The organism is Priestia sp. FSL W8-0001, from assembly GCF_038050335.1.
GTDB lineage: Bacteria > Bacillota > Bacilli > Bacillales > Bacillaceae_H > Priestia > Priestia flexa.
The window spans coordinates 1,661,192-1,683,686 of sequence record NZ_JBBPAL010000001.1; the positions used below are offsets into that span (position 1 = coordinate 1,661,192).

Consider the following 22,495-nt stretch of genomic DNA (forward strand, 5'->3'; position numbering starts at 1 on the left):
TATTAATTTGAAAACTTAAAATATAAACAAGTGGTCTTAATAAATAGATAAAGAAAACGAACGGGGGAGAAAAATATGACATACAATCAAATGCCGAAAGCTCAAGGTCTCTACCGTCCTGAGTTTGAGCACGATGCATGCGGAATCGGATTATATGCACACTTAAAAGGAGTGGCATCGCACGACATCGTAAAAAAAGGACTAAATATGCTTTGTCAACTCGATCATCGCGGTGGTCAAGGAAGTGATCCGCTAACGGGTGATGGAGCGGGACTAATGGTTCAAATTCCACATGACTTTTTCACAAAAGCATGTACTGATTTTTCATTACCTCAAAAAGGTCGCTACGGTGTAGGTATGATCTTTTTCTCAAATAATGAGCAAGAACAAAAAGAAATTGAAGGGTATATCAATGCTTTAATTGAACAAGAAGGACAAACGCTTGTAGGCTGGAGAACTGTACCAACAAATGTCGGAAAAATCGGAAAAGTAGCAAAGGAAAGCTGTCCGCACGTGCGCCAAGTATTTATTGGTGCAGATGAAAGTATTACAGATGATTTAGCGTTTGAACGCAAACTATATATTATTCGTAAACAAGCTGAATATTGGGCAGCAGAGCGTAAAAATCGCGTTTACTTCTCAAGCTTATCTAGCAGAACGATTGTTTATAAAGGTTTATTAACACCAGAGCAAGTAGATGCATTTTATCTTGACCTACAAGATGAAAACTTTACATCTCCTTTTGCTTTAGTACACTCACGCTTTAGTACAAATACGTTTCCAAGCTGGGAGCGCGCGCATCCAAACCGTTATTTAATTCACAATGGAGAAATTAATACGCTTCGTGGAAATCAAAATTGGATGAAAGCACGTGAGCAGCAGTTCGTATCAGAAGCTTTTGGTTCAGATCTTCATAAAATACTGCCAATTTTAGATAGTGAAGGTAGCGATTCGTCCATTCTAGATAATGCGCTTGAATTCTTTGTGTTAGCAGGTAGAAAGCCAGCGCATGCTGCAATGATGATGATTCCAGAACCTTGGACTGAAAATCCTCATATGTCTGATGAGAAGCGCGCATTTTATGAATACCATAGTGCTCTTATGGAGCCGTGGGATGGACCGACTGCTATTTCATTCACTGATGGAAAACAAATTGGTGCAATTTTAGATAGAAATGGATTGCGTCCAGCGCGTTATTATGTGACAAAAGATGACTATATTATCCTTTCTTCTGAAGTAGGGGTTATTCCAGTAGAAGAGGACAATGTTCTTTATAAAGAGCGTTTAAGCCCAGGGAAAATGTTGTTAATTGATTTAGAAGAAGGACGCATCATTTCAGATGAAGAAATTAAAGCTGAAATGGCGCAAGCGGAACCGTATCAGCAGTGGTTAGATGAGCAGATGGTAAAGTTAGCTGCTTCAGCTGATGAAAAGCCAGAATCTTTTGATGACTTAGTTGTTCGTCAAAAAGCGTTTGGCTATACGTATGAAGATATTCATAAATATTTACTGCCGGTTGTGAACGAAGGAAAAGATCCGTTAGGTTCAATGGGGAATGATACGCCACTTGCAGTTCTTTCAGATCGTCCTCAGTCCTTATTCAACTATTTTAAACAGTTGTTTGCACAAGTAACGAACCCACCGATTGATGCAATTCGTGAGCAGCTGGTGACGTCAACAATGACGCTGCTAGGTGCAGAGGGCAATTTGCTACACCCAACAAAAGAAAATAGTCGTCGCATCCAGCTAGAAACACCAGTGTTAACGAATGGACAGCTTCAAACATTAAAAGAAGATAGCATTAAAGGTTTCAAGAGTGCTGTTCTTTCAACGGTATTTAAGGATGATTTGAAAGCATCTTTAGAAGATTTATTTAACGATGCAGAAAAAGCAATCGTAGAGGGTGCTAGTATTTTAATCTTAAGTGATCGAGAGATTAATGCAAACCGTGCACCAATGCCAATTTTATTAGTTGCAAGTGCTCTTCACCAGCATTTAATTCGTCGTGGTAGTCGTACAAAAGTCAGCTTAGTTATTGAATCTGGAGAAGTTCGTGAAGTTCATCATTTTGCAGCTTTAATTGGTTATGGAGCAGATGCAATTAATCCTTATTTAGCGTTTGCAACGTATGATTATGAAATTGCAGCTGGCAATTTAAAAACTTCTTATCAAGTAGCAGTAACGAAATATGTAAAAGCAGTTACCGAAGGCGTTGTAAAAGTAATGTCTAAAATGGGGATTTCTACTGTGCAAAGTTACCGAGGAGCTCAAATTTTTGAAGCAGTTGGAATCGGTGAAGAAGTTATTGCAGCTTACTTTACAGGTACAGCATCTCAGTTAGGAGGAATTGGCTTAGATGTCATTGGAAAAGAAGCGCGCACACGACACGAAGCAGCTTATGCTGAAGCGTACGAACAGACTTTAGAGTCAGGAAGTGACTTCCAATGGCGAAAAACAGGTGAGCATCATGCGTTTAACCCGAAAACGATTCATACCTTACAATGGGCTTGTCGAAAAGGTGACTATGATTTATTTAAGCAGTTTTCAGAAGCTGCAAACGAAGAGCGTATCGGGTTCTTACGTAACCTTTTTGCCTTTAAACAAGAACGCCCAGCTCTTTCAATCGATGAAGTAGAATCTGTGGATTCTATTGTCAAGCGATTTAAATCAGGTGCTATGTCGTTTGGTTCTTTGAGTGAAGAAGCACACGAAGCATTAGCAATTGCGATGAATAAATTAGGTGCTAGAAGCAATAGTGGTGAAGGTGGAGAAAATCCAAGACGTTATGAGCTTGATGAAAACGGTGATAACCGTCGCAGTGCCATTAAACAAATTGCATCAGGGCGATTTGGTGTGAAAAGTCACTATTTAGTGAATGCTGATGAGTTGCAAATTAAAATGGCTCAAGGCGCTAAGCCAGGAGAAGGTGGACAGCTGCCTGGGAACAAAGTATACCCATGGGTTGCAGATGTACGTGGATCTACTCCGGGAGTAGGCTTAATCTCTCCTCCGCCACATCATGATATTTATTCAATTGAAGACTTAGCTCAGCTTATTCATGACTTGAAAAATGCCAACCGTAACGCTCGTATTAGCGTTAAGCTTGTATCAAAAGCAGGTGTTGGGACGATTGCAGCTGGTGTTGCAAAAGGTGTGGCAGATGTAATTGTTATTAGTGGATACGACGGTGGAACAGGTGCATCACCAAAAACCAGTATTAAACATACGGGCCTACCTTGGGAGCTAGGTTTAGCAGAAGCTCACCAAACGTTAATGTTAAACGGTCTTCGCGAGAAAGTAGTGCTAGAAACAGACGGAAAGCTAATGACAGGAAAAGATGTTGTTATGGCAGCACTTTTAGGTGCAGAAGAGTACGGATTTGCTACGGCTCCGCTAATTGTATTAGGTTGCATCATGATGCGTGCTTGTCATTTAGATACATGTCCTGTTGGCGTAGCAACACAAAATCCAGAGCTTCGTAAAAAGTTCTTAGGTGAGCCAGATCATATCGTAAACTATATGCGCTTTGTTGCACAAGAAGTTCGTGAAATTATGGCAGAGTTAGGATTCAGAACGGTAGAAGAGATGGTTGGACGTACAGATGTGCTGCATGTTAGTGAACGTGCACAGTCACATTGGAAAGCGCAGCATTTAGATTTGACAACACTTTTACATCAGGTAGAGGGTGTTCGTACGTTTAAGACGCCGCAAAATCATAAAATTGACCAGTCTCTAGATGTGCAAAAAATCTTACCTGCTGTACAGCAAGCGATTGAAGAGCAATATCAAGTGGATCTTTCGTTAGATATTCACAATACAAACCGAGTGGTAGGTACCGTTGTTGGTAGTGAAATCACCAAGCGTTATGGTGAGAAAGGATTGGCTGAGGATACGATTACGCTTCGCTTCTCAGGTTCAGCTGGTCAAAGTTTTGGAGCATTTATTCCAACTGGTATGACGCTTCATTTAACAGGAGATGCCAACGATTATATCGGTAAAGGCTTGTCAGGTGGAAAGATTACAGTATCTGCGCCAAAGCAATCCACTATCGTTTCAGGTGATAATGTTATTGTTGGAAATGTTGCGTTTATCGGTGCGACAAGTGGTGAAGCGTATGTAAGTGGCAGAGCAGGTGAGCGATTTGCAGTTCGTAACAGCGGTGCGCATGTTGTGGTAGAAGGTATCGGTGATCACGGCTGTGAGTATATGACAGGCGGTCGAGTTGTTGTTCTGGGAACTGTTGGTAAAAACTTCGGTGCAGGTATGTCAGGTGGTATTGCATACGTACTAGCAGATGATAAAGCAGAATTTAAGAAACTATGTAACCAAGAAATGATTGGTTTTGAAGGTTTAGAAGCTCAAGAAGCTGACGAAGTAAAAGCGATGATTGAGCGTCACCTTGAATATACAGATAGCCAAAAAGCAGCGTTTATTTTAGAAAACTGGTCACAAATGAGCAGTAAGTTTGTAAAAGTTATTCCAAATGACTATAAGCGTATGATTACTCGAATTGAAGAACAAAAAGAAGCGGGGCTTTCTGAAGAGGAAGCAATCATGAGCGCGTTTGAAGAAAATGCACAGCAAGAAAAAAAGTCAATTTCAAAACAACAAGAAGCAGTAGCTCAGTAAGAAAGGGGAGAGTAAAATGGGAAAACCAACAGGATTTATGGAAATTAAACGTGAAAAAGGCAAAGAAAGAGATCCTTTAAAACGTTTAAGTGACTGGAACGAATATGCTGCTCCTTTATCTGATGAAGCACTGAGTCGACAAGGAGCACGATGTATGGATTGTGCAACTCCATTTTGTCATATGGGGATGGATATTAACGCTTTTACATCGGGCTGTCCAATTTATAATTTGATTCCAGAATGGAACGATTTAGTATATAGAGGTCAGTGGAAAGAAGCGCTTGATCGTTTAATGAAAACAAATAACTTTCCTGAATTCACAGGGCGCGTTTGTCCAGCGCCTTGTGAGGGGTCTTGTACATTAGCTATTTCAGATCCTGCGGTTTCAATTAAAAATATTGAACGAGCAATTATTGATAAAGGGTTTGAAAACGGTTGGATTACACCACGTATCCCAGAGAAGCGCACAGGTAAAAAGATAGCAATTATCGGTTCAGGGCCAGCAGGTTTAGCGAGTGCAGATCAGTTAAACCAAGCTGGACACTCAGTCACTGTATATGAACGTGCAGATCGTCCTGGCGGTTTGTTAACTTATGGTATTCCGAATATGAAGCTTGATAAAGAGGTAGTCGCAAGAAGAATTCGCTTACTAACGCAAGAAGGTATTGATTTTGTCACAAATACAGAAGTTGGTAAAGATGTGACGCGCGAGGAACTTCAAGAGCAATACGATGCGGTTATCCTTTGTACAGGTGCTCAAAAGCAGCGTAATTTAGTCATTGAGGGTAGAGAAGCAAAAGGCATTCATTTTGCGATGAACTATTTAACAACGACAACAAAAAGTATGTTAGATTCCAATTTCAAAGATGGTCAGTACATTGATGCTAAAGGTAAAGATGTAATTGTTATTGGAGGAGGGGACACAGGAGCAGACTGTGTAGCAACAGCATTACGTCAGGGGTGTCGTAGCGTCGTTCAATTTGGTAAGCATCCTCAGCTTCCAACAGAACGTACATCTGATAACATGTGGCCAGAGTACCCTCAAGTATTTAACCTTGAATATGCATATGAAGAAGCTCAAGCAAAGTTCGGAGATGATCCGAGAGAGTATTCAATTCAAACAAAAAAAATCGTGGCTGATGAAAATGGCAACTTAAAGGAGCTTCATACAATTCAAATGGAGAAGCTTGTTGATGAAAGCGGTCGTTATACATTTAACGAAATTCCAGGAACAGAAAAAGTTTGGCCAGCTCAGCTTGTCTTTATCGCAATTGGCTTTGAGGGGCCTGAGCAACCTGTGCTTGAGCAGTTAGGTGTTGAAACGAAAAATAACAAAGTGGCTGCAGCGTACGGTAAATATACAACAAATGTTGAAGGGGTATTTGCTGCTGGAGACGCACGTCGTGGTCAGAGCCTGATTGTATGGGCTATTCATGAAGGGCGCGAAGTAGCAAAACAAGTAGATCATTACTTAATGGGAGCTACTGTACTGCCATAACGTTTAAAAAGAGGACTACACTGTAGTCCTCTTTTTAGCGTGGGTTAGGTGCGCCAGGTCCAGGATTCTTGCGGAGATGCTCGAAAGCGACGGTTAAAACAGTTGTGGTGATGCGAGCTTGTGAAGCAGGGGACACGCTGTATAACGTCATAAGCTCAAAAATCCACGGCTCTTTTCGTTGAAGCTGTCGGTACGCTTTTTCAACTTTTTGATTAATCGTTCCTGTAAAGCTACTATAGTTATCATCTACAAATCTTACAATTGAACGAAACAAATATTCTGTTAGTTTATCGTCCATGCCTCCACGCTGTGCTTCGCGATAGATACTTCGATATTGCCTTTTTAAGATTTTCATCACGCGGTCTACGTCTTTAGTAGCGCGTATGAATTCAGCTTGATGAGGCAAGTATGCATACTGACTCTCGTCATATCGATATGGTTCTTCGTAAGACGTATTGATTGTTGGTACAGCGTAGGTGTATTGAGGCATTGTATGATAGTTTGGAGTATAGTCTGGGTAGCTCCAATGGTAATAATACATCCATTTCACTCGCTTTCAATTAGTATAAATTAAATGATTGTTTATCAATTAGTAAACGGGATGGTTGGTGTACTGGTGAAGTTTTTCTAAGTAATATCGAGGTGTTTTAAAGTACTTCCATGTACTATAAGCTGAATCTTTTGTTAAAACGTTAATATAAATAGGTGTATCAAGAAAGGTTTCTTTAGCGGGTAAGCTACTATAATAGCAATCAAATATTTTTAGTAAGTCAACTTCAATTGCAGTTTTTAGCGGCGTTATCTCATTGGAAGGAACAGTGAACGAGCCGAGTATAGAAGCACATTGATTTTTGTATGATATAACGTTTTGTTTTTTAATAAGGTCAAACTCAGATACTATCCATGTTTCATACGACTGAGCAGCGGGGTTTATAAAAGTAAGTCTTAGTTCCCAAGCGTTTATCATCTTTATCCCACCTCTATAATCTTTACCTATACTTTTTATGATGGAAGAGGTAAAATTTAACTATAGTGTTTTCACCTAGATAATCATCCATAACATATAAATATGACGGGAGATTGATAGTGTGAATGTCCAAGTATTTGATGGAAAAAATGACAACTGGTTGACAACGAAAAACCCCGCTCAGCTTGCAGCGGCAACCGTTGATGGAAATAGCGGTTTAGCACCTGTTTCCTGGGGGAGCGAACAAGAAAAAACAGGATGGTATCATATGTATCAACCTCAAGGGATTACGGGAGTTCAGGTCAAAGATAGAGTAGAAGATGGGAATATCGTTCTGCGAATTCCTGATAATTGGAATGGAAAGCTAGTGGCTGCTGGTATTCCGGCTACGCGAGGCGAAACGTCAACCGATTTATTGTTTAGTGACTACGTACTAGCTAAAGGATATGCGTTTGTAGCTTCTGATAAAGGGACACCTGGAGAGGAGCAAGAAGGTGATCCGTTTGCAAAAGCAAAAAATGCCCTATCAGTAGAATGTGCCTCTATTGCTAAATGGAATAGGCAATTTCGTGCGACGGTACGCTATGCTCAAGAATACTTATTTACGCACCGTAAGACGGATCAAGTAGCATCTGAGATTCCGACATATGGTCTTGGCATTTCAAATGGTGGCTACGTTATTCGGTATGCGATAGAAAACGACGGGAAAAACGGTGAGCCTAAGCTTTTTAACGGAGCTGTAGAGTGGGAAGGTGTACTCTGGAGAGCAGAAGAGCCTAACTTGATTACATCTCTTACAACTGTTGTTCAGTCAGCAAAGGCTGCTCTATATGGTGGGAACTTGGCAGCAGTCAATTCTTTATATGAAGCTGGATTACCTAAAGGAACCGAATTTTTGTGGCCTTACCACGATCAATATTATTGGTTTTTAACGCTTAATATTTACCGAGATCATTTTGATTCTCATGCGCCTAAAAGACTGCAGTGGCCTGAATATTTAGCTTTGAATGAGCAAGGTATCCGCGACCGTTCCCGTGATGATATCTTTGAACAGTATAGTTATGCAAAGCGCCCAAAGAAGGTTAAAGAAAAAGTGAAAGAAATTGAAAACACAGGAGACCTTACCGCGCCTTTAATTAGCGTAACGGCAGCATATGATACCCTTATTTTCCCGCGCGTACATGCTTATCCTTATGAACAGCTAGTAAAAAAAACAGGTAAAGCTAAATGGCACCGTCATTACGTAATTGAAAATGGAAATCATATTGATGGGCTTGTTTGGAATGAGCATGTGGATCCCAATCGTAAGCTTCAACCCATGCTTCCATACGTATATCAGGCGTTCGAGCTGCTTATTCAATGGGTAGAGGAAAAGGTCGAACCGCCTGAAAGTCACTTTGTTCACGCACCTACTGAACCTTATAAAATAACGAATTTAAAAACAAAGCAATTTATGAATCCATTAACAACGCAGGGATAGGTTTAATACCTTCCCTGCTTTTTTATGTTTAAAATTCAGAAAGAGTGGAAGATACACAATAAGAACATACTAACTATTTAATGAATAACGAGGAGTGGGCCTGAAATGATGACGCATAAATTGTATATTAACGGACAGTATACAGACTCAACATCGAGTGAATTGATTGAAGTAGTAAACCCTTCTACAGAAGAAGTTATTTCGAAAATTTATAAGGGTACAGAAGAAGATGCAAACAAAGCAATCGATGCGGCATACGAAGCACAAAAAAAGTGGGAGAAGGTTCCTTCTGCAGAGAGAGGGAAAGTGGTTCGAAAGCTTGGAAATCAAATAAAAGAAAAGCGTGAACGTTTTGTGGAGCTGCTTATGGAAGAACAAGGGAAAAGTAAAGATCAAGCTGAAGGAGAAATTGATACTGCTATTGAGTACTTTTACTACATGTCAGAATGGGCTCGTCGCATTGAAGGTGAAATTATTCCAAGTGATCAACGCAATGAAAACATCTTTTTGTACAAGCGTCCGATTGGTGTTGTAGCAGGAATAGTGCCGTGGAATTTTCCGATGTTTATTCTAGCGCGAAAAGTAGCGACAGCATTGATTACCGGCTGTAGCATCGTTTTAAAACCAAGTCAACAAACACCAAACACAGCTGCTGAATTTACAAAAATTATTGCACACATGAAAGAGCTCCCCGCAGGAGTTTATAATTTTATTACAGGAACAGGATCTACAATTGGTACAGCGATGGCCAGTAATCCGAAAGTAGGCATTGTCACAATGACTGGAAGTGTTCCGGCGGGTACAAAAGTGATGGAAGCAGCAGCGAAAAACATTACCAAAGTCAACCTAGAGCTCGGTGGGAAAGCGCCAGCCATCGTAACAAAGCATGCAAATCTAGACGTTGCGGTTAAAAGCATTAAAACATCTCGTCTTACAAACGCAGGTCAAGCTTGTACAAATGCTGAACGTGTCTATGTTCATGAAGACGTTGCGGAGGAATTTATTAAAAAGATGACGCAGGAAATGTCCAATGTGAAAATTGGAAATCCTTTAACAGATGAAAATGTTGAAATGGGACCGCTTGTTAGTAAAGAGCGCCTTGAAACAGTAGAAAAGATGGTGGAAAATGCAGTAAAGCAAGGTGCGGAAATTCAAGCAGGTGGCAAACGTTTAGAGAAAGAAAAAGGTTATTTTTACGAACCTACCGTTTTATTGAACGTGACGCAGGATATGGAAATCATGCAGGAAGAAGTGTTTGGGCCAGTTCTGCCAATTATGACTTATAACGACCTAGATAAAGCCATAGAGCTTGGGAACGACTCTAAATATGGTCTTTCTTCATCAATCTATACAGATAATATTCATGAGGCAATGAAAGCAGCAAACGAATTAAAGTTTGGTGAGACATTTGTAAATAGAGAAAATTTTGAAGCCATGCAAGGTTATCATGCTGGTATGAGACAATCTGGATTAGGAGGAGCGGATGGTAAGCACGGCGTAGAAGATTTTCTGGTTACGCAAGTAGTTTATATGGAATATAATAAAGATTTTTCATAACCTCTATACAAATTTTATGCTGGGGTATAAATATTTTAGCTAACGAGATATCCGAACTATTAGAAGTTAACGACTTTTGATAGATCGGATATCTTTTTGTTCATTCCGGAAACAAGTTAAAAGGACCATTTGGTTATGTCCCAGCTCTTTTTTTGTGTATGATGAGACCGAATTTCTTGAATTTTCCTGTTAATTTGGTATGATAAAGTACAATGTGAAAATTTTAAAAAAATATGAAACTAGATGAAATATAGTTCGTATTTACGTATATACGAAATACATATATTTATACATGTGTAAGGAGGAGTGAATCTTTAAACTAGTAAAGCTAACAAATAAATTAAGATAAAATTAGGGAGTAGATTGTGTGAAAATGCCGCGTTTCTTTAAAAGTGGATTAGGAATTTTATTATTATTATTAATTCTATTTATGCTGTCAAAAGTGCAGTATATCTTACAGCCGATTGGCGTTATGATTACAACTATATTAGCTCCGATTTTAATCGCAGGGGTTTTGTATTACTTACTTAGCCCTATTGTTCGACTGATTATGAGAGCAAAGGTCCCCAAAACATTAGCGATTCTATTTGTTTTTCTTTCATTCATTGGTTTTCTAACCGGTGGAATCGTATTTTTATATCCTATTATTCAAGAACAGCTGTTGTCCTTAGCAAATTATCTACCAACGCTCGCGAAAGACGTGATGAATTTAATTAAAGATCTCCAACATTCACCGTTCACCGCTCGCTTTGCGGAAGAAGCAACAAAGTTTGATTTAGAGCAGCGCTTGACTGATATACTTGGGAACGTGGGGGATATGGCAACGACGATTGGTACAAGTACGTTAAAGATTTTTGACGTTTTGACAAGCACAATTATTGTCATTATTACCGTTCCGTTTGTACTATTCTATATGTTAAAAGATGGAGAAAACTTACCTAAGCGCATCGTTCGTTTGACACCAAAGCGCTATCGTCATGATATCGACGGAATTTTAAGTAAGATAAATACAGGATTGAGTGCATTTATCCAAGGGCAAATTATTGTCAGTATGTTCGTTGGGGTTTGCGTTTATATTTGGTATTTATTAATTGGGTTAGATAATGCACTTGTGTTAGCGTTAATTGCATTATTTACGAATCTTATTCCGTTTATTGGACCGTTTATTGGGACTCTTCCTGGTGTCATTATGGGATTAATTCAAGATCCGTATATGGCGCTTTACGTTATTTTAGGCGTACTAATTATTCAACAAATTGAAAGTAACTTAATTTCTCCTCAAGTAATGGGAAGAAAGCTTGACGTTCATCCTGTAACCGTGATTTTGCTTTTATTAATAGCGGGTAGCGTAGCTGGATTTTTAGGATTGTTATTAGCACTGCCAACTTATACAGTGTTAAAAGTAATTGTTAGTCATATCTATGGAAGATTAATGGAAGATGACGAATAGAGCAAGCGACGTGTGTGATTTATATCATACACGTTTTTTTGTAGATATTATCCGTTTATTTTTGAATTATATATAAAAAAATAATAGTTTTTTATAAAAATGTTGAAAAAATACGAACTTTTGTGTTAGATTATTTAATATAATTCGTAGATAAAGATTTGGAAGGAGCCGTTTTACATGACAGCAACGATTATTAAAGGTAAGGAAGTAGCAGCAGAATTACGTGCCGATTTAAAAGAAGAAGTCGCACAATTAAAAGAGCAAGGTGTTGTACCAGGACTTACAGTTATCTTAGTAGGTGATAATCCAGCTTCACACTCTTATGTGAAAGCTAAGGCAAAAGCATGTGAAGAAATTGGCGTGGCATCAGAAGTAATTAAGCGTGATGTTAACATTACACAAGAAGAATTATTACAAGAAATTCAACAGCTGAATGAAAGTGAAGCTGTACATGGAATTTTAGTACAGCTGCCATTACCAAATCATATTGATGAAAAAGCTGTGTTAAACGCGATTTCTCCTAAAAAAGATGTAGACGGTTTTCACCCTGTAAGTGTTGGAAATATGGTGATTGGAGACGAGTGCTATCTCCCATGTACACCACACGGAATCATTGAGCTGATCAAGCGTTCAGGTGAAGAGATTTCAGGTAAACATGCAGTTGTAATTGGTCGCAGTAACATTGTTGGAAAGCCGGTTGCTATGCTTCTTCTTCAAGAAAATGCAACGGTAACGATTGCTCATTCACGCACAAAAGACCTATCAGCAATGATCAAGCAAGCTGATATTTTAGTGTCTGCTGTTGGTCGACCACGCTTAGTGAAAGCAGAAGACTTAAAGCCAGGTGCTATCGTTATTGACGTTGGGAACACGATGGAAAATGGAAAGCTTGTTGGTGATATTGATTATGAACCAGCAAAAGAAGTAGCAGGGTATATTACACCAGTACCAGGAGGTGTTGGTCCAATGACGATTACGATGCTATTGAAAAATACAGTTGATGCAGCGAAAACAATTAACAATTTAAAGTGAAACCCTAGACACAAGAAAGAGACTGAGACATAAGTAGTTCAGCCTCTACTATACCTGAACGATTGAGAGTTCATAACTTTTAATCGTTCAGGTTTTTTGGTTGATTGTGAAAACAATGTTGGAAACAGGGTGGAATGGAGCGTAGGACACTCGACTCCTGCGGGAAAGAGAGGGAAAACGGAGATCCCGCAGCGCAGCGAGGAAGCTCAGGTTCCTCCCCGCGGAAAGCGAGTGGCCGTAGCGCAATGGAACGAACGTGTTGAGACAAATCAAAGAGATGGGAACAGCTAGTGTTCGTCTTTTAGAAGCAATCATTTTGTTATGTCCCAAACTCTTTCTTGTTGTCGTATAATGATGGTGAGGAGAATACATTAAGATGTAACCAAGTGTAAAGGGAGATGAGAAAATTGATTACGCTGCCGCTTCTTGTATATTCTCAGCGCATCGTGAAACCAAAATTAGACGTGGTTTACCCGGTCATTCATGGAATGGCTAATCAAGCAGTTCAGTATAAAATGAACGCTAAGCTCTTAAAGCGAACAAACGAATTAATTGTTCAACAAGGGTACGGGGAAAACCCTGATACGACCGAAACAGGATACTATGAATTGAAAAACAATCAGCGTGATGTGCTGAGCTTAACGCTCATAAACTATGCTTTTTCAGGTGGTGCACATGGATTAACCGTTGTCGTACCTATCACCTTTAATACAAAGAATGGAAAGGTATATAAACTAAAGGATTTATTTAAGCCTGACAGCAATTATGTTAAACGCTTATCTGAGCTCGTGGAGAATCAGATTAAAGAACGAGACATTATGGTTCTCGGAGAATATACGGGAATTAACCCAAATCAAGACTTTTATATTGCCGATAAGTCGCTTATGTTATTTTATCAGCTCTATGATTTAGCACCGTATGCATATGGGATTCCTTACTTTCCTATTTCTATTTATGATATTCAAGATATAATCGCAGACGAAGGGCCTCTTGGTCAAATGTTTGGATAAAGTTATAAAAAATTTCGGTGAGGACGAACATAGCGCTTTACTTCTGCAGTTAACAGCTGACGAAGCGATTTATTTGATACGGCACTTGCAATATCTTTTACTACAGGAAATACCCCAATGGAAGTAACGTGCACGCGTACATCTCCTTCAAAAAGTATGTCCCCCGCTTTTGTTTTAATCTTTGTGAAAACAAAAGCTTCTTTTGTCTCAGGTTTGTCTATTGGATAAGAGTCTTTAATATGAAATCGAAATGCATAATCTTCGCTCATAAATAGCCTGCCTTTTTTCATTTTTGTTTTATTATATTCACTAGAACCAAGCCATGTAAAGCATAAGTGTGTACGTTAATAAATGTTCATGTTTGAAAGAATGATGCATACATTAAAACGACAATAGAAAAAAGGAGACGATAAACGGATGACTTATGAACAAGACGAGCGTAATTATGAAGCGCCTTATATGGTAACTCAAGTCGATCCTTATGTATTTGCGACTCTTGAATCAGTCAAGGGGAAAGAAGTAGTTATTGAAACCGTACGTGGAAACATACGTGGAAAAGTTAAGGATGTTAAAATTGATCACGTTGTCATTCAATCAAAAGATTCTAGCTTCTTTGTACGTATTCAACAAATTGTGTGGATTATGCCTGAATAATAAGCAGAAAAAATGCGCCTCAATTGTTAGATGGTTTAACGGTTGAGGTGCACTGTTTTTGTGTAAAAGTTCATTTGGCGAATGAGACAACCTTGTCACTTCATACATCTTAATGGATGGAATTTTTCAGAGAGAGTGGAGGAATGCGCTATGTTTAAGCGGATTGATAAATTATTAATTGATTTACCAGAGTCGAAAAATCCAGATCCGAACGCAGCTGCTGCTGTACAAGAGCTATTAGGTGGTAAGTTTGGAGAGATGTCTACGCTAAACAACTATATGTATCAGTCATTTAATTTTCGTGCAAAGAAAAAGCTGCGCCCATTTTATGATTTAGTTGCGAGCATTACAGCAGAAGAGTTTGGGCATGTAGAGCTCGTATCCAATACAATTAATCTTATGTTAGAAGGATCTACGTTTCCGGGTGATCCAGACATTACGCCAATGCAGGATGCAAAGGATGTGCGCAATACCCAGCATTTTATTGCCACTGCGCAAACAGCTTATCCATTCGACTCTATGGGAAAAGCTTGGACAGGAGAAAATGTCTTTAATAGTGGAAATTTAATTCTGGATTTATTGCACAATTTCTTTTTGGAGTGTGGGGCAAGAACCCATAAAATGAGGGTATACCAAATGACAGATAACCCAGTTGCTCGTGAAATGATTGGATATTTATTAGTTCGTGGTGGGGTTCACGTTGTGGCATATGCTAAAGCGTTAGAAATCGCAACCGGTGTGGATGTTACAAAACTAGTGCCAATTCCAAATTTGAGTAACAAATCGTTCGATGCTGCTAGAAAATATGAAGACCAAGGTGTTCATCGCCGTCTCTATACATTTAGTGATGCTGATTATATGGGAATTGCGAAGATTTGGAAAGGTACGCACCCAGAAGATGGTGGGAAGCTAGAAGTCATTGAAGGAACGCCTAAAGGTGGGAAAATTCCAGACTTAGAAGAGGTAACTGAAGAGTTTGCTCCTGGAATCGGTCCAGATGAGTTCGCAGAGATTGCCAAACGATTGCAGCGTAACGCAGGGTTATAGTGGTAAGCAGGTGTAGATTACACCTGCTTTTTTTGTACCTAAATAGTTAATCTAAGAAGAATGTTCATAATCAGTTCATATTCGTTTATTACACTAGCCTTACAATCAATAAGGGAGTGAAAGAATGAATAGAAAAAAGAAAAAAATTGATAAATGGTTAGTGTGGATTTTAACACTAGCTGTAGCCTTAAACTTTACGAATATATGGGAAGATGAATATGTCAACCAGTATTACACCTCAGCTGTCAAAAGCATGATGCAAAATTTGCATAACTTCTTTTTTGCATCGTTTGACCCAGCGGGGTTCGTAACGGTGGATAAGCCGCCCGTTGCGTTTTGGATTCAAACGATTAGTGCTAAGATTTTTGGATTTCACGGTTGGAGTGTGATTTTGCCTCAAGCGTTAGCAGGAGTAGGGTCAGTTATTCTGCTGTACGTCATGATAAAAAAAGTATTTGGTGTAGCTGCGGGGCGAATAGCTGCGCTAACCATGGCTATAACGCCAATTGTTCCAGCCGTTAGTCGAACCAACAACATCGATAGTTTACTTGTTTTTACCTTATTATTAGCAACGTGGATGCTGTTTAAAGCGATAACCATAAAAAAACATCGCTGGCTGTTTCTAGCGTTTGTGCTCATTGGTGTTGGATTTAATATGAAAATGATGCAAGCTTATATGGTTTTACCAGCATTTTATTTATTTTACTGGCTATCAGCAAAGATTGACTGGAAGAAAAAAATCAGCTTATTATCTGGAGCGACAGTACTACTAATTGTTGTATCGCTTTCATGGGCAACAATTGTTGACTTAATTCCAGAAGATAAAAGGCCTTATATTGGAAGTAGTGAAACAAACTCAGTATTAGAGCTAGCGCTCGGTTACAACGGTATTTCGCGTTTGACAGGAGAGATGTCTGGTGGGGGTAGCCCCCAAGGAAGCCGTGGACAAAATGAAGAACAAGGTGAGCATCTGATACCTCCAAGCGGTGATAAGCAAGATGAATTAGCATTAGAAAATGAAGGGATGCAAGGTGGAGGAAATACAACTGATTCAAGTGACAATGAAAATCAGCAAAACTCAAACTTAGATAGTGGACAAGACTCAAATTTTAGAAATGCACCAGGCGGACAATCCCCTCCACAGATGGACGGAGATAACAATGACCCTGGTGGAGGAAACGCTGGAAGATTTAATACAGGAACGCCTGGCATGTTTCGATTAATTCAAGATGGACTTGCAGATCAGATTAGCTGGTTTTTACCATTAGCGATTGTGAGCATTATCAGTTTGTTGGGAGGGGCAAGAGTAAAAGAAACCCTAAGCACGAAAGTTCTTCATACTGTATTTTGGTTAGCGTGGTTAGTACCAGTAGCTGTGTTCTTTAGCATTGCAGGATTTTTCCATCAGTATTACCTCATCATGCTAGCACCGCCGTTAGCAGCAGTAATAGGAGCAGGACTCCCCGTTTTATGGAAGGCATATCGTGGCCTCGAAGGGTGGAAGTCATGGCTGTTACCGGTAGGTATTGCATTAACAGCTGGGTTGCAGGTTAGCATTATGCTACCGGATCGTGAAACAATCGGTCTTGCATCTATCTTGGCTGTGGGGATTATCGGAATTACATTGGCTTTAGCACTTGGGAGTATGAAACAGCGATCAGCAATCAATACGTATATGATGACAGCAGCACTTATTGTGCTTGTGATTGGTCCACTTTACTGGGCAATGACACCAATTCTTTATGGTGGAAACAGCATGCTTCCAGAAGCGGGTCCAACGTCTTCGCAAGATGAACAGCTACCTCAAATGGATGATATGGCATTTCCAGGTGATGAACAAGACGTCTCAATAAACAATAACAATCAAGTAGATACGAATGAAGCACCTAATGATGAAAAGAGTTCTACCAATAGAGAGAAGAGGAATGACGGTCGTGGAATGAATGGACAGATTAACCAATCTCTTCTTACGTTCCTTGAAAAGAATCGCAACGGAACAAAGTACCTATTTGCTACGCTCGATTCCACAGCGGCAGCACCGTATATCATTGAAACGGGCGAAGCCGTAATGACGATGGGAGGTTTTTCAGGGGCTGATTCCATTTTAACAGTTACAGAACTTGAAAAGCTTGTTGCAAGTGGAGATGTTCACTACTTCTTAATTGGAAATCGAGGAATGGGTGGAAACTCTGACATTATTAGCTGGATTCAGGAGAACGGCACAGAGATTCTTTCCGAAGAATGGAAAGAAAATGAGAATAGCCAACAAGATGGACCTGGTGGAGGGGCTTCACAACTCTATTATGTTGATGTGAAAGGAGAAGAATAAATGAGTGCAATTAAATATTCCATTGTCATTCCTGTTTATAACGAAGAAGAGGTTATTCATACAACTTACCATCGTTTAACAGAAGTGATGAAGTCCACAGGAGAAGCGTATGAGCTTCTCTTCGTGAACGACGGTAGCCGCGATAAAACAGCAGATATTTTAATTCAATATAGTCAACAAGACTCGTCAGTTATGCTGTTAGATTTTGCACGTAACTTTGGTCATCAAATTGCAATTACTGCTGGCATGGATTATGCCAAGGGAGATGCGGTGGTAGTCATTGATGCAGATTTACAAGATCCACCTGAATTGATTCTCCAAATGATTGATAAATGGAAGCAAGGTTACGACGTAGTCTATGCGAAGCGTACAAAGAGAAAAGGAGAATCGTATTTTAAAAAGCATACCGCTGCCATGTTTTACCGATTACTGCGCTCAATGACTGATATTGAAATCCCTCTAGACACGGGAGATTTTCGCTTGCTAGATCGTAAAGTATGCGATCAAATGAAGCTATTGCAAGAAAAGAATCGATTTGTCAGAGGTCTTGTCAGTTGGGTTGGGTTTAAGCAAATTGCCTTGGAGTATGAACGAGATGAACGAGCAGCTGGGGAATCAAAATATCCGCTGAAAAAGATGCTGAAATTATCGCTTGATGGCCTTACTTCCTTTTCATATAAGCCTTTAAAACTAGCAACCTATACTGGCGTAGCATTATCTTTTATCGGCTTTGTCTATCTTATTATCGTTTTATATTTAAAGCTATTTACGGATAACACAATTGCAGGGTGGTCATCTCTTATTGTTATTCAACTGTTGTTTAGTGGCTTTACTTTGGTGATTTTAGGAATGATTGGTGAATATATTGGTCGGATTTATGACGAAGCCAAAAATCGTCCGCTTTATATTGTGAGAAAAACATACAAGCAACAGCCGATAAGAAAGTTTGCTCATCGTGAATAAAAAAGGCTTACTTGCATTTTCAAAGTTTTCATCAGTTGGTGTCTTAAACACGGTAATTGATTTAAGCGTCTACATGGTGCTCGTGTCATTTGGCATGTATTATTTAATTGCTCAGTGGATATCTTATGGAGCTGGAGTTGCAAATAGCTATACGCTAAACAGAAAATGGACGTTTCAACGAAAAGAGCCCTTAACGGTTAAGGAAGTTACTAAATTTTTAGTTGTCAATTTGGTTACATTCATTTGTAGTTCGCTTATTTTGCTGTTATGTCATGAATATGCCTCTTTCAACCTTTTTGTAAGTAAAGGGGCTGCAAGTATAGGTAGTTTAGGAATTAATTTTGTGCTAACAAATCGCTATGTGTTTACAAAAACAATGGAAGGAAGGGAACACTATGAACGTTAGAAAAGCAGTCATTCCGGTTGGAGGGTTAGGTACTAGGTTTCTACCAGCCACAAAAGCTCTTCCAAAAGAAATGCTCCCAATCGTTGATAAGCCTGCCGTGCAGTATATTGTGGAGGAAGCAGTAGAAGCGGGCATTGAAAGCATTATTTTTATTACAGGTAAGCATAAAAAAGCAATCGAAGATCATTTTGATAAGTCAGTTGAATTAGAACATCTGCTAGTAGAAAAAGGAAAGTATGAACTATTAGAAAATGTACAGCGTATTTCGAAGATGGCAAGCGTACACTATACCAGGCAGCAGGAGCCTCAAGGGCTCGGGCATGCAATCTTGTGTGCAGAGAAGTTTATTGGAGATGAACCTTTTGCAGTCTTGCTTGGTGACGATGTAATGGTAGGTGAAACGCCGGCTTTGAAGCAGCTTATAAAGGTGTATGAAGAACTAAATCAATCGGTTATTGGTGTTAAAGAAGTAAAGAAAGAAGATGTATCAAAGTATGGAATTATTAAAGCTGGGTCTGTGGTTGGGGATGTATATTCAGTTGAAGACGTGGTGGAAAAGCCAAAACCTGAGCAAGCGCCATCGAATGTAGCCATTATGGGAAGATATATCTTAACGCCTTCTATTTTTCAGTCGCTAAAAAAAAATTGAAAAAGGAGTAGGAAATGAATTACAATTAACAGATGCGATAAAAGATTTATCTCAGTATGAACAGATTTTTAGTGTGCGGCTAAAAGGAAGTCGTTTCGACATTGGTGATAAGGTTGGTTACTTACAGGCAATGGTTGAAATGGCTTTAAAAAGAGAAGATTTACGGAATATATTTTTATCTTACTTGCAGCAAATTGTTCAACAAGAGCGATTGAAAACAAAGTAAGAGCATTGTTCATATTCAATTCATATTTAATTTATATAATAAAGTCACATGATAAAGGATGATAATGGACGGGGGAAATACAGCGTGATTCAAATTTTAGTAGCAGACGATGATCAGCATATTCGAGAGCTGATTTCAGTTTATCTAGAAACACAAGGATTTAAAGTGATTGAAGCAGGAGATGGAGAAGAAGCGTGGCAAAAGTTAGAAGAATTTAGAGTAGACTTGGCCGTGGTAGATATTATGATGCCTTATAAAGATGGATGGGAATTAACAAGAGAGATTAAAGAGTATTTTGATATACCCGTACTAATGGTAACGGCTAGAGGTGAAGCTCACGATAAGCTAAAAGGCTTTGATATTGGAACGGATGACTATGTTGTCAAGCCATTTAACCCTGAAGAATTAGTTGCTAGAGTGAAGGCACTTTTGAGAAGGTATCGAATTGAAGCAAGTAATATTGTTCATATTGAAAATATACGATTAGATCGTACGAAACTTGAAGTGCATGTTGGTGACTATGTTGAAAGCCTTCCTCTAAAAGAATTTGATCTTTTGTTTAAATTGGCGAGTTCACCTGGGAAAATCTTCACAAGAGACCAGCTTATCCAAAGTATTTGGGGTTTCGATTACGAAGGAGATGAACGAACTATTGATGTCCACATCAAAAGGATTCGTGAGCGCTTAAATCAAAGTGGTCTTAAGGCAAATATTGAAATTAAAACTGTTCGAGGGCTAGGGTATAAACTAGAAGGGTGTTAATGTGAAGTCAATTTATTTGAAACTGGTGCTTTCGTTTATAATAACGATTGTGTTAAGCGTTATTATTACAATTACTATTACAACACTTTTAAGTAAAGACAGGCTAGGTGATAAGCTAGAGCCGGATATGTTTCGGATGGGTGAGGAGTTCATTCAATTATACGGTGCAAATGGTTCCGATGAAGCCGCTCGTTTTTTATCGAATACATCATTTATTCACTTTTCATTTATTATTGTTGATTCCGAGTATAATAGGAGAGTATTAGGCGATCGAGGACCGACTTTGCCCATTGACAAAAGCGTTGTAGATAATGTTTTGCGGGGAGATCGGTTTTCAACGGTTGAAAGTGAACCATCCAATAAGCCAAAACCAAACATTGTGGGAATACCCTTTATTGAAAATAATCAGAAATATGCTTTATTTGTTCAGTCGCATCCTCAAAGGCAAATTTCTGTTATTCAAGACGTACAGCTTATTCAGCTCATAAGCGTGTTGTTTATTGGAATTATTTTATTTGCATACGTTTCTACGATTCTTATCAAACCAATTCAGCGATTAAGTGGAGCGATGAAAAAAGTAGGTAAGGGGGATTACTCGGTTCAAGTTGAGCATGCATCTAGCGATGAGATTGGTTTATTAACCAAAAATTTCAACCAAATGGCAAAAGAACTCAACAAAATTGAAACGATGAGACAAGAGTTTATTGCGAGCGTCTCCCATGAAATTCAATCACCGTTAACTTCTATTAAAGGTTTTTCAAAAGCCTTAAAAGATAATATTGTGAGTGAAGATAAAAAGCAGCAATATTTAACGATTATTGAAAAAGAAAGTACAAGGCTTTCACAATTAAGCTCGAATCTTTTAAAGCTAGCTTCATTAGATGCTGAGCATCATCCGTTTCATCACAAAACGTACGATTTGGATGAACAAATTCGTCATGTCATTCTGGCGTTAGAGCCACAGTGGACAGAGAAGGAACTTGAGATTGAGCTCGATTTAGAAAGAGTTAGGATTGAAGGAGATGAAGAGCTACTGGAGCAAGTATGGCTTAACTTGCTTTCAAACAGTATTAAATATACGCATCAAAGCGGCACGATTGAAGTTTCAATGGCTTCTATGAAAGAAGGTGTAACCGTTTCAGTGAAAGATACGGGAATTGGTATAGATGAAGAAGATCAAAAGTACATTTTCGAAAGCTTTTACACAGTAGATAAATCAAGGTCGCTAAAAAGTAATGGGCTGGGGCTTGCGATTTCTAAAAAAATTGTTAACTTACATGAAGGCTCGATTTCTGTTGAAAGTCGCATAAATAAAGGAAGTACGTTCACGGTATTTCTTCCCGATAAAAAGTCTCAAAGCACCTGAGTTTATACAAGTGCTTTGAGACTTTTTTAATTGGAACGAGGAATACGAAAAGCGACGTCCACTTGTTCAAAACCAATATGAGGATAGTATTCAACTGCGCTTGGTGCAGATAATAAAATAATGGCTGATTGATCAGTTGCTTCTTCTTTTATTTTATTGAGAAGTGTTTTTCCAATTCCTTTTTGCTGGTATTCTTTACACACGGCAAGATCTGATACGTAGCAGCAATAGCTAAAATCAGTTACGCAGCGAGCGATGCCAATTAGCTTTTCACCATCCCAAGCCGTAATCAGTAAATTCGCATGGTCAATCATTTTCTGGATTCGAGCCACGTCTTGGATAGGACGCTTGATACCAGAAGATGCAAAGACGCTGATTAGTTGTTGCGCATTAATAGGACAATTTCGTTTATAGGTAATGGTAGTTGTCACAATAGAACCTCCTTTTGTTACATAAAATAATACCATATT

At 39.0% G+C, this 22,495-nt stretch carries 18 protein-coding genes and 1 pseudogene; 15 read left to right on the forward strand and 4 right to left on the reverse strand.

The annotated features are described in order from the left end of the window. The first annotated feature begins 75 nt into the window (after positions 1-75). Together gltB and gltD are read left to right on the forward strand one after the other, a co-directional pair. On the forward strand, positions 76-4,629 hold the full coding sequence (gltB, locus tag MKZ18_RS08760; protein ID WP_061786197.1) for a glutamate synthase large subunit: 4,554 nt from the start codon (positions 76-78) through the stop codon (positions 4,627-4,629). A 16-nt stretch (positions 4,630-4,645) separates the two neighbouring features. Further along, positions 4,646-6,127: a glutamate synthase small subunit gene (gltD, locus tag MKZ18_RS08765; RefSeq protein WP_025908886.1), complete on the forward strand. Its 1,482-nt coding sequence runs from the start codon at positions 4,646-4,648 to the stop codon at positions 6,125-6,127. A 34-nt stretch (positions 6,128-6,161) separates the two neighbouring features. Here gltD and MKZ18_RS08770 read toward each other — a convergent pair whose 3' ends face one another. Both MKZ18_RS08770 and MKZ18_RS08775 read right to left on the reverse strand, forming a co-directional pair. Then, a complete protein-coding gene (locus tag MKZ18_RS08770) occupies positions 6,162-6,668 on the reverse strand; it encodes a hypothetical protein (protein WP_224840366.1) in 507 nt (168 codons plus the stop codon). Between the two features lie 48 nt (positions 6,669-6,716). Next, on the reverse strand, positions 6,717-7,094 hold the full coding sequence (locus MKZ18_RS08775; protein WP_341344534.1) for a hypothetical protein: 378 nt from the start codon (positions 7,092-7,094) through the stop codon (positions 6,717-6,719). 121 nt (positions 7,095-7,215) lie between these two features. Between MKZ18_RS08775 and MKZ18_RS08780 the strand changes: the two genes are divergently transcribed. From MKZ18_RS08780 to MKZ18_RS08800, 5 genes are all read left to right on the forward strand, one after another. Further along, complete coding sequence (locus MKZ18_RS08780) at positions 7,216-8,574, forward strand: alpha/beta hydrolase (protein WP_082802785.1); 1,359 nt, start codon at positions 7,216-7,218, stop codon at positions 8,572-8,574. A 105-nt stretch (positions 8,575-8,679) separates the two neighbouring features. Continuing rightward, entirely contained in the window at positions 8,680-10,131 is a 1,452-nt protein-coding gene (gene aldA / locus MKZ18_RS08785) for an aldehyde dehydrogenase (protein WP_061786582.1), read from the forward strand. A 373-nt stretch (positions 10,132-10,504) separates the two neighbouring features. Further along, complete coding sequence (locus MKZ18_RS08790; RefSeq protein ID WP_025908881.1) at positions 10,505-11,581, forward strand: AI-2E family transporter; 1,077 nt, start codon at positions 10,505-10,507, stop codon at positions 11,579-11,581. Positions 11,582-11,758: 177 nt separating this feature from the next. Beyond that, positions 11,759-12,613: a bifunctional methylenetetrahydrofolate dehydrogenase/methenyltetrahydrofolate cyclohydrolase FolD gene (folD, locus tag MKZ18_RS08795; RefSeq protein WP_025908880.1), complete on the forward strand. Its 855-nt coding sequence runs from the start codon at positions 11,759-11,761 to the stop codon at positions 12,611-12,613. 398 nt (positions 12,614-13,011) lie between these two features. Beyond that, complete coding sequence (locus MKZ18_RS08800) at positions 13,012-13,623, forward strand: DUF3298 and DUF4163 domain-containing protein (RefSeq protein WP_235932317.1); 612 nt, start codon at positions 13,012-13,014, stop codon at positions 13,621-13,623. A 2-nt stretch (positions 13,624-13,625) separates the two neighbouring features. On the opposite strand, the gene MKZ18_RS08805 is transcribed toward MKZ18_RS08800, so the two are convergent. Further along, positions 13,626-13,892, reverse strand: coding sequence for a diaminopimelate epimerase (locus MKZ18_RS08805; protein WP_340842566.1), 267 nt, complete (start codon positions 13,890-13,892; stop codon positions 13,626-13,628). Between the two features lie 148 nt (positions 13,893-14,040). Here MKZ18_RS08805 and MKZ18_RS08810 point away from each other — a divergent pair, with 148 nt between their 5' ends. The 8 genes and pseudogenes from MKZ18_RS08810 (at position 14,041) to MKZ18_RS08845 (ending at position 22,025) form a co-directional block, all read left to right on the forward strand. Further along, positions 14,041-14,277 (forward strand): YuzF family protein, encoded by a 237-nt coding sequence (locus tag MKZ18_RS08810; RefSeq protein ID WP_025908877.1) that lies wholly within the window; start codon positions 14,041-14,043, stop codon positions 14,275-14,277. A 150-nt stretch (positions 14,278-14,427) separates the two neighbouring features. After that, positions 14,428-15,324 (forward strand): manganese catalase family protein, encoded by an 897-nt coding sequence (locus tag MKZ18_RS08815; RefSeq protein WP_144594003.1) that lies wholly within the window; start codon positions 14,428-14,430, stop codon positions 15,322-15,324. Positions 15,325-15,448: 124 nt separating this feature from the next. Beyond that, positions 15,449-17,653: a glycosyltransferase family 39 protein gene (locus tag MKZ18_RS08820; protein ID WP_340842565.1), complete on the forward strand. Its 2,205-nt coding sequence runs from the start codon at positions 15,449-15,451 to the stop codon at positions 17,651-17,653. Continuing rightward, complete coding sequence (locus MKZ18_RS08825) at positions 17,654-18,616, forward strand: glycosyltransferase family 2 protein (protein WP_025908874.1); 963 nt, start codon at positions 17,654-17,656, stop codon at positions 18,614-18,616. Continuing rightward, complete coding sequence (locus tag MKZ18_RS08830) at positions 18,609-19,022, forward strand: GtrA family protein (RefSeq protein ID WP_239428712.1); 414 nt, start codon at positions 18,609-18,611, stop codon at positions 19,020-19,022. Before MKZ18_RS08825 ends, MKZ18_RS08830 begins: the two co-directional genes overlap by 8 nt. Then, positions 19,012-19,897, forward strand: a pseudogene (gene galU / locus MKZ18_RS08835) (UTP--glucose-1-phosphate uridylyltransferase GalU). The gene MKZ18_RS08830 and the pseudogene galU overlap by 11 nt, the downstream one beginning before the upstream one ends. 84 nt (positions 19,898-19,981) lie before the next feature. Continuing rightward, on the forward strand, positions 19,982-20,659 hold the full coding sequence (locus MKZ18_RS08840; protein ID WP_025908871.1) for a response regulator transcription factor: 678 nt from the start codon (positions 19,982-19,984) through the stop codon (positions 20,657-20,659). Position 20,660: 1 nt separating this feature from the next. Then, positions 20,661-22,025, forward strand: coding sequence for a sensor histidine kinase (locus MKZ18_RS08845; RefSeq protein WP_025908870.1), 1,365 nt, complete (start codon positions 20,661-20,663; stop codon positions 22,023-22,025). 26 nt (positions 22,026-22,051) lie between these two features. Here the strand turns inward: MKZ18_RS08845 and MKZ18_RS08850 are convergent, their stop codons facing one another. Then, entirely contained in the window at positions 22,052-22,456 is a 405-nt protein-coding gene (locus MKZ18_RS08850) for a GNAT family N-acetyltransferase (protein ID WP_025908869.1), read from the reverse strand. Positions 22,457-22,495: the final 39 nt, after the last annotated feature.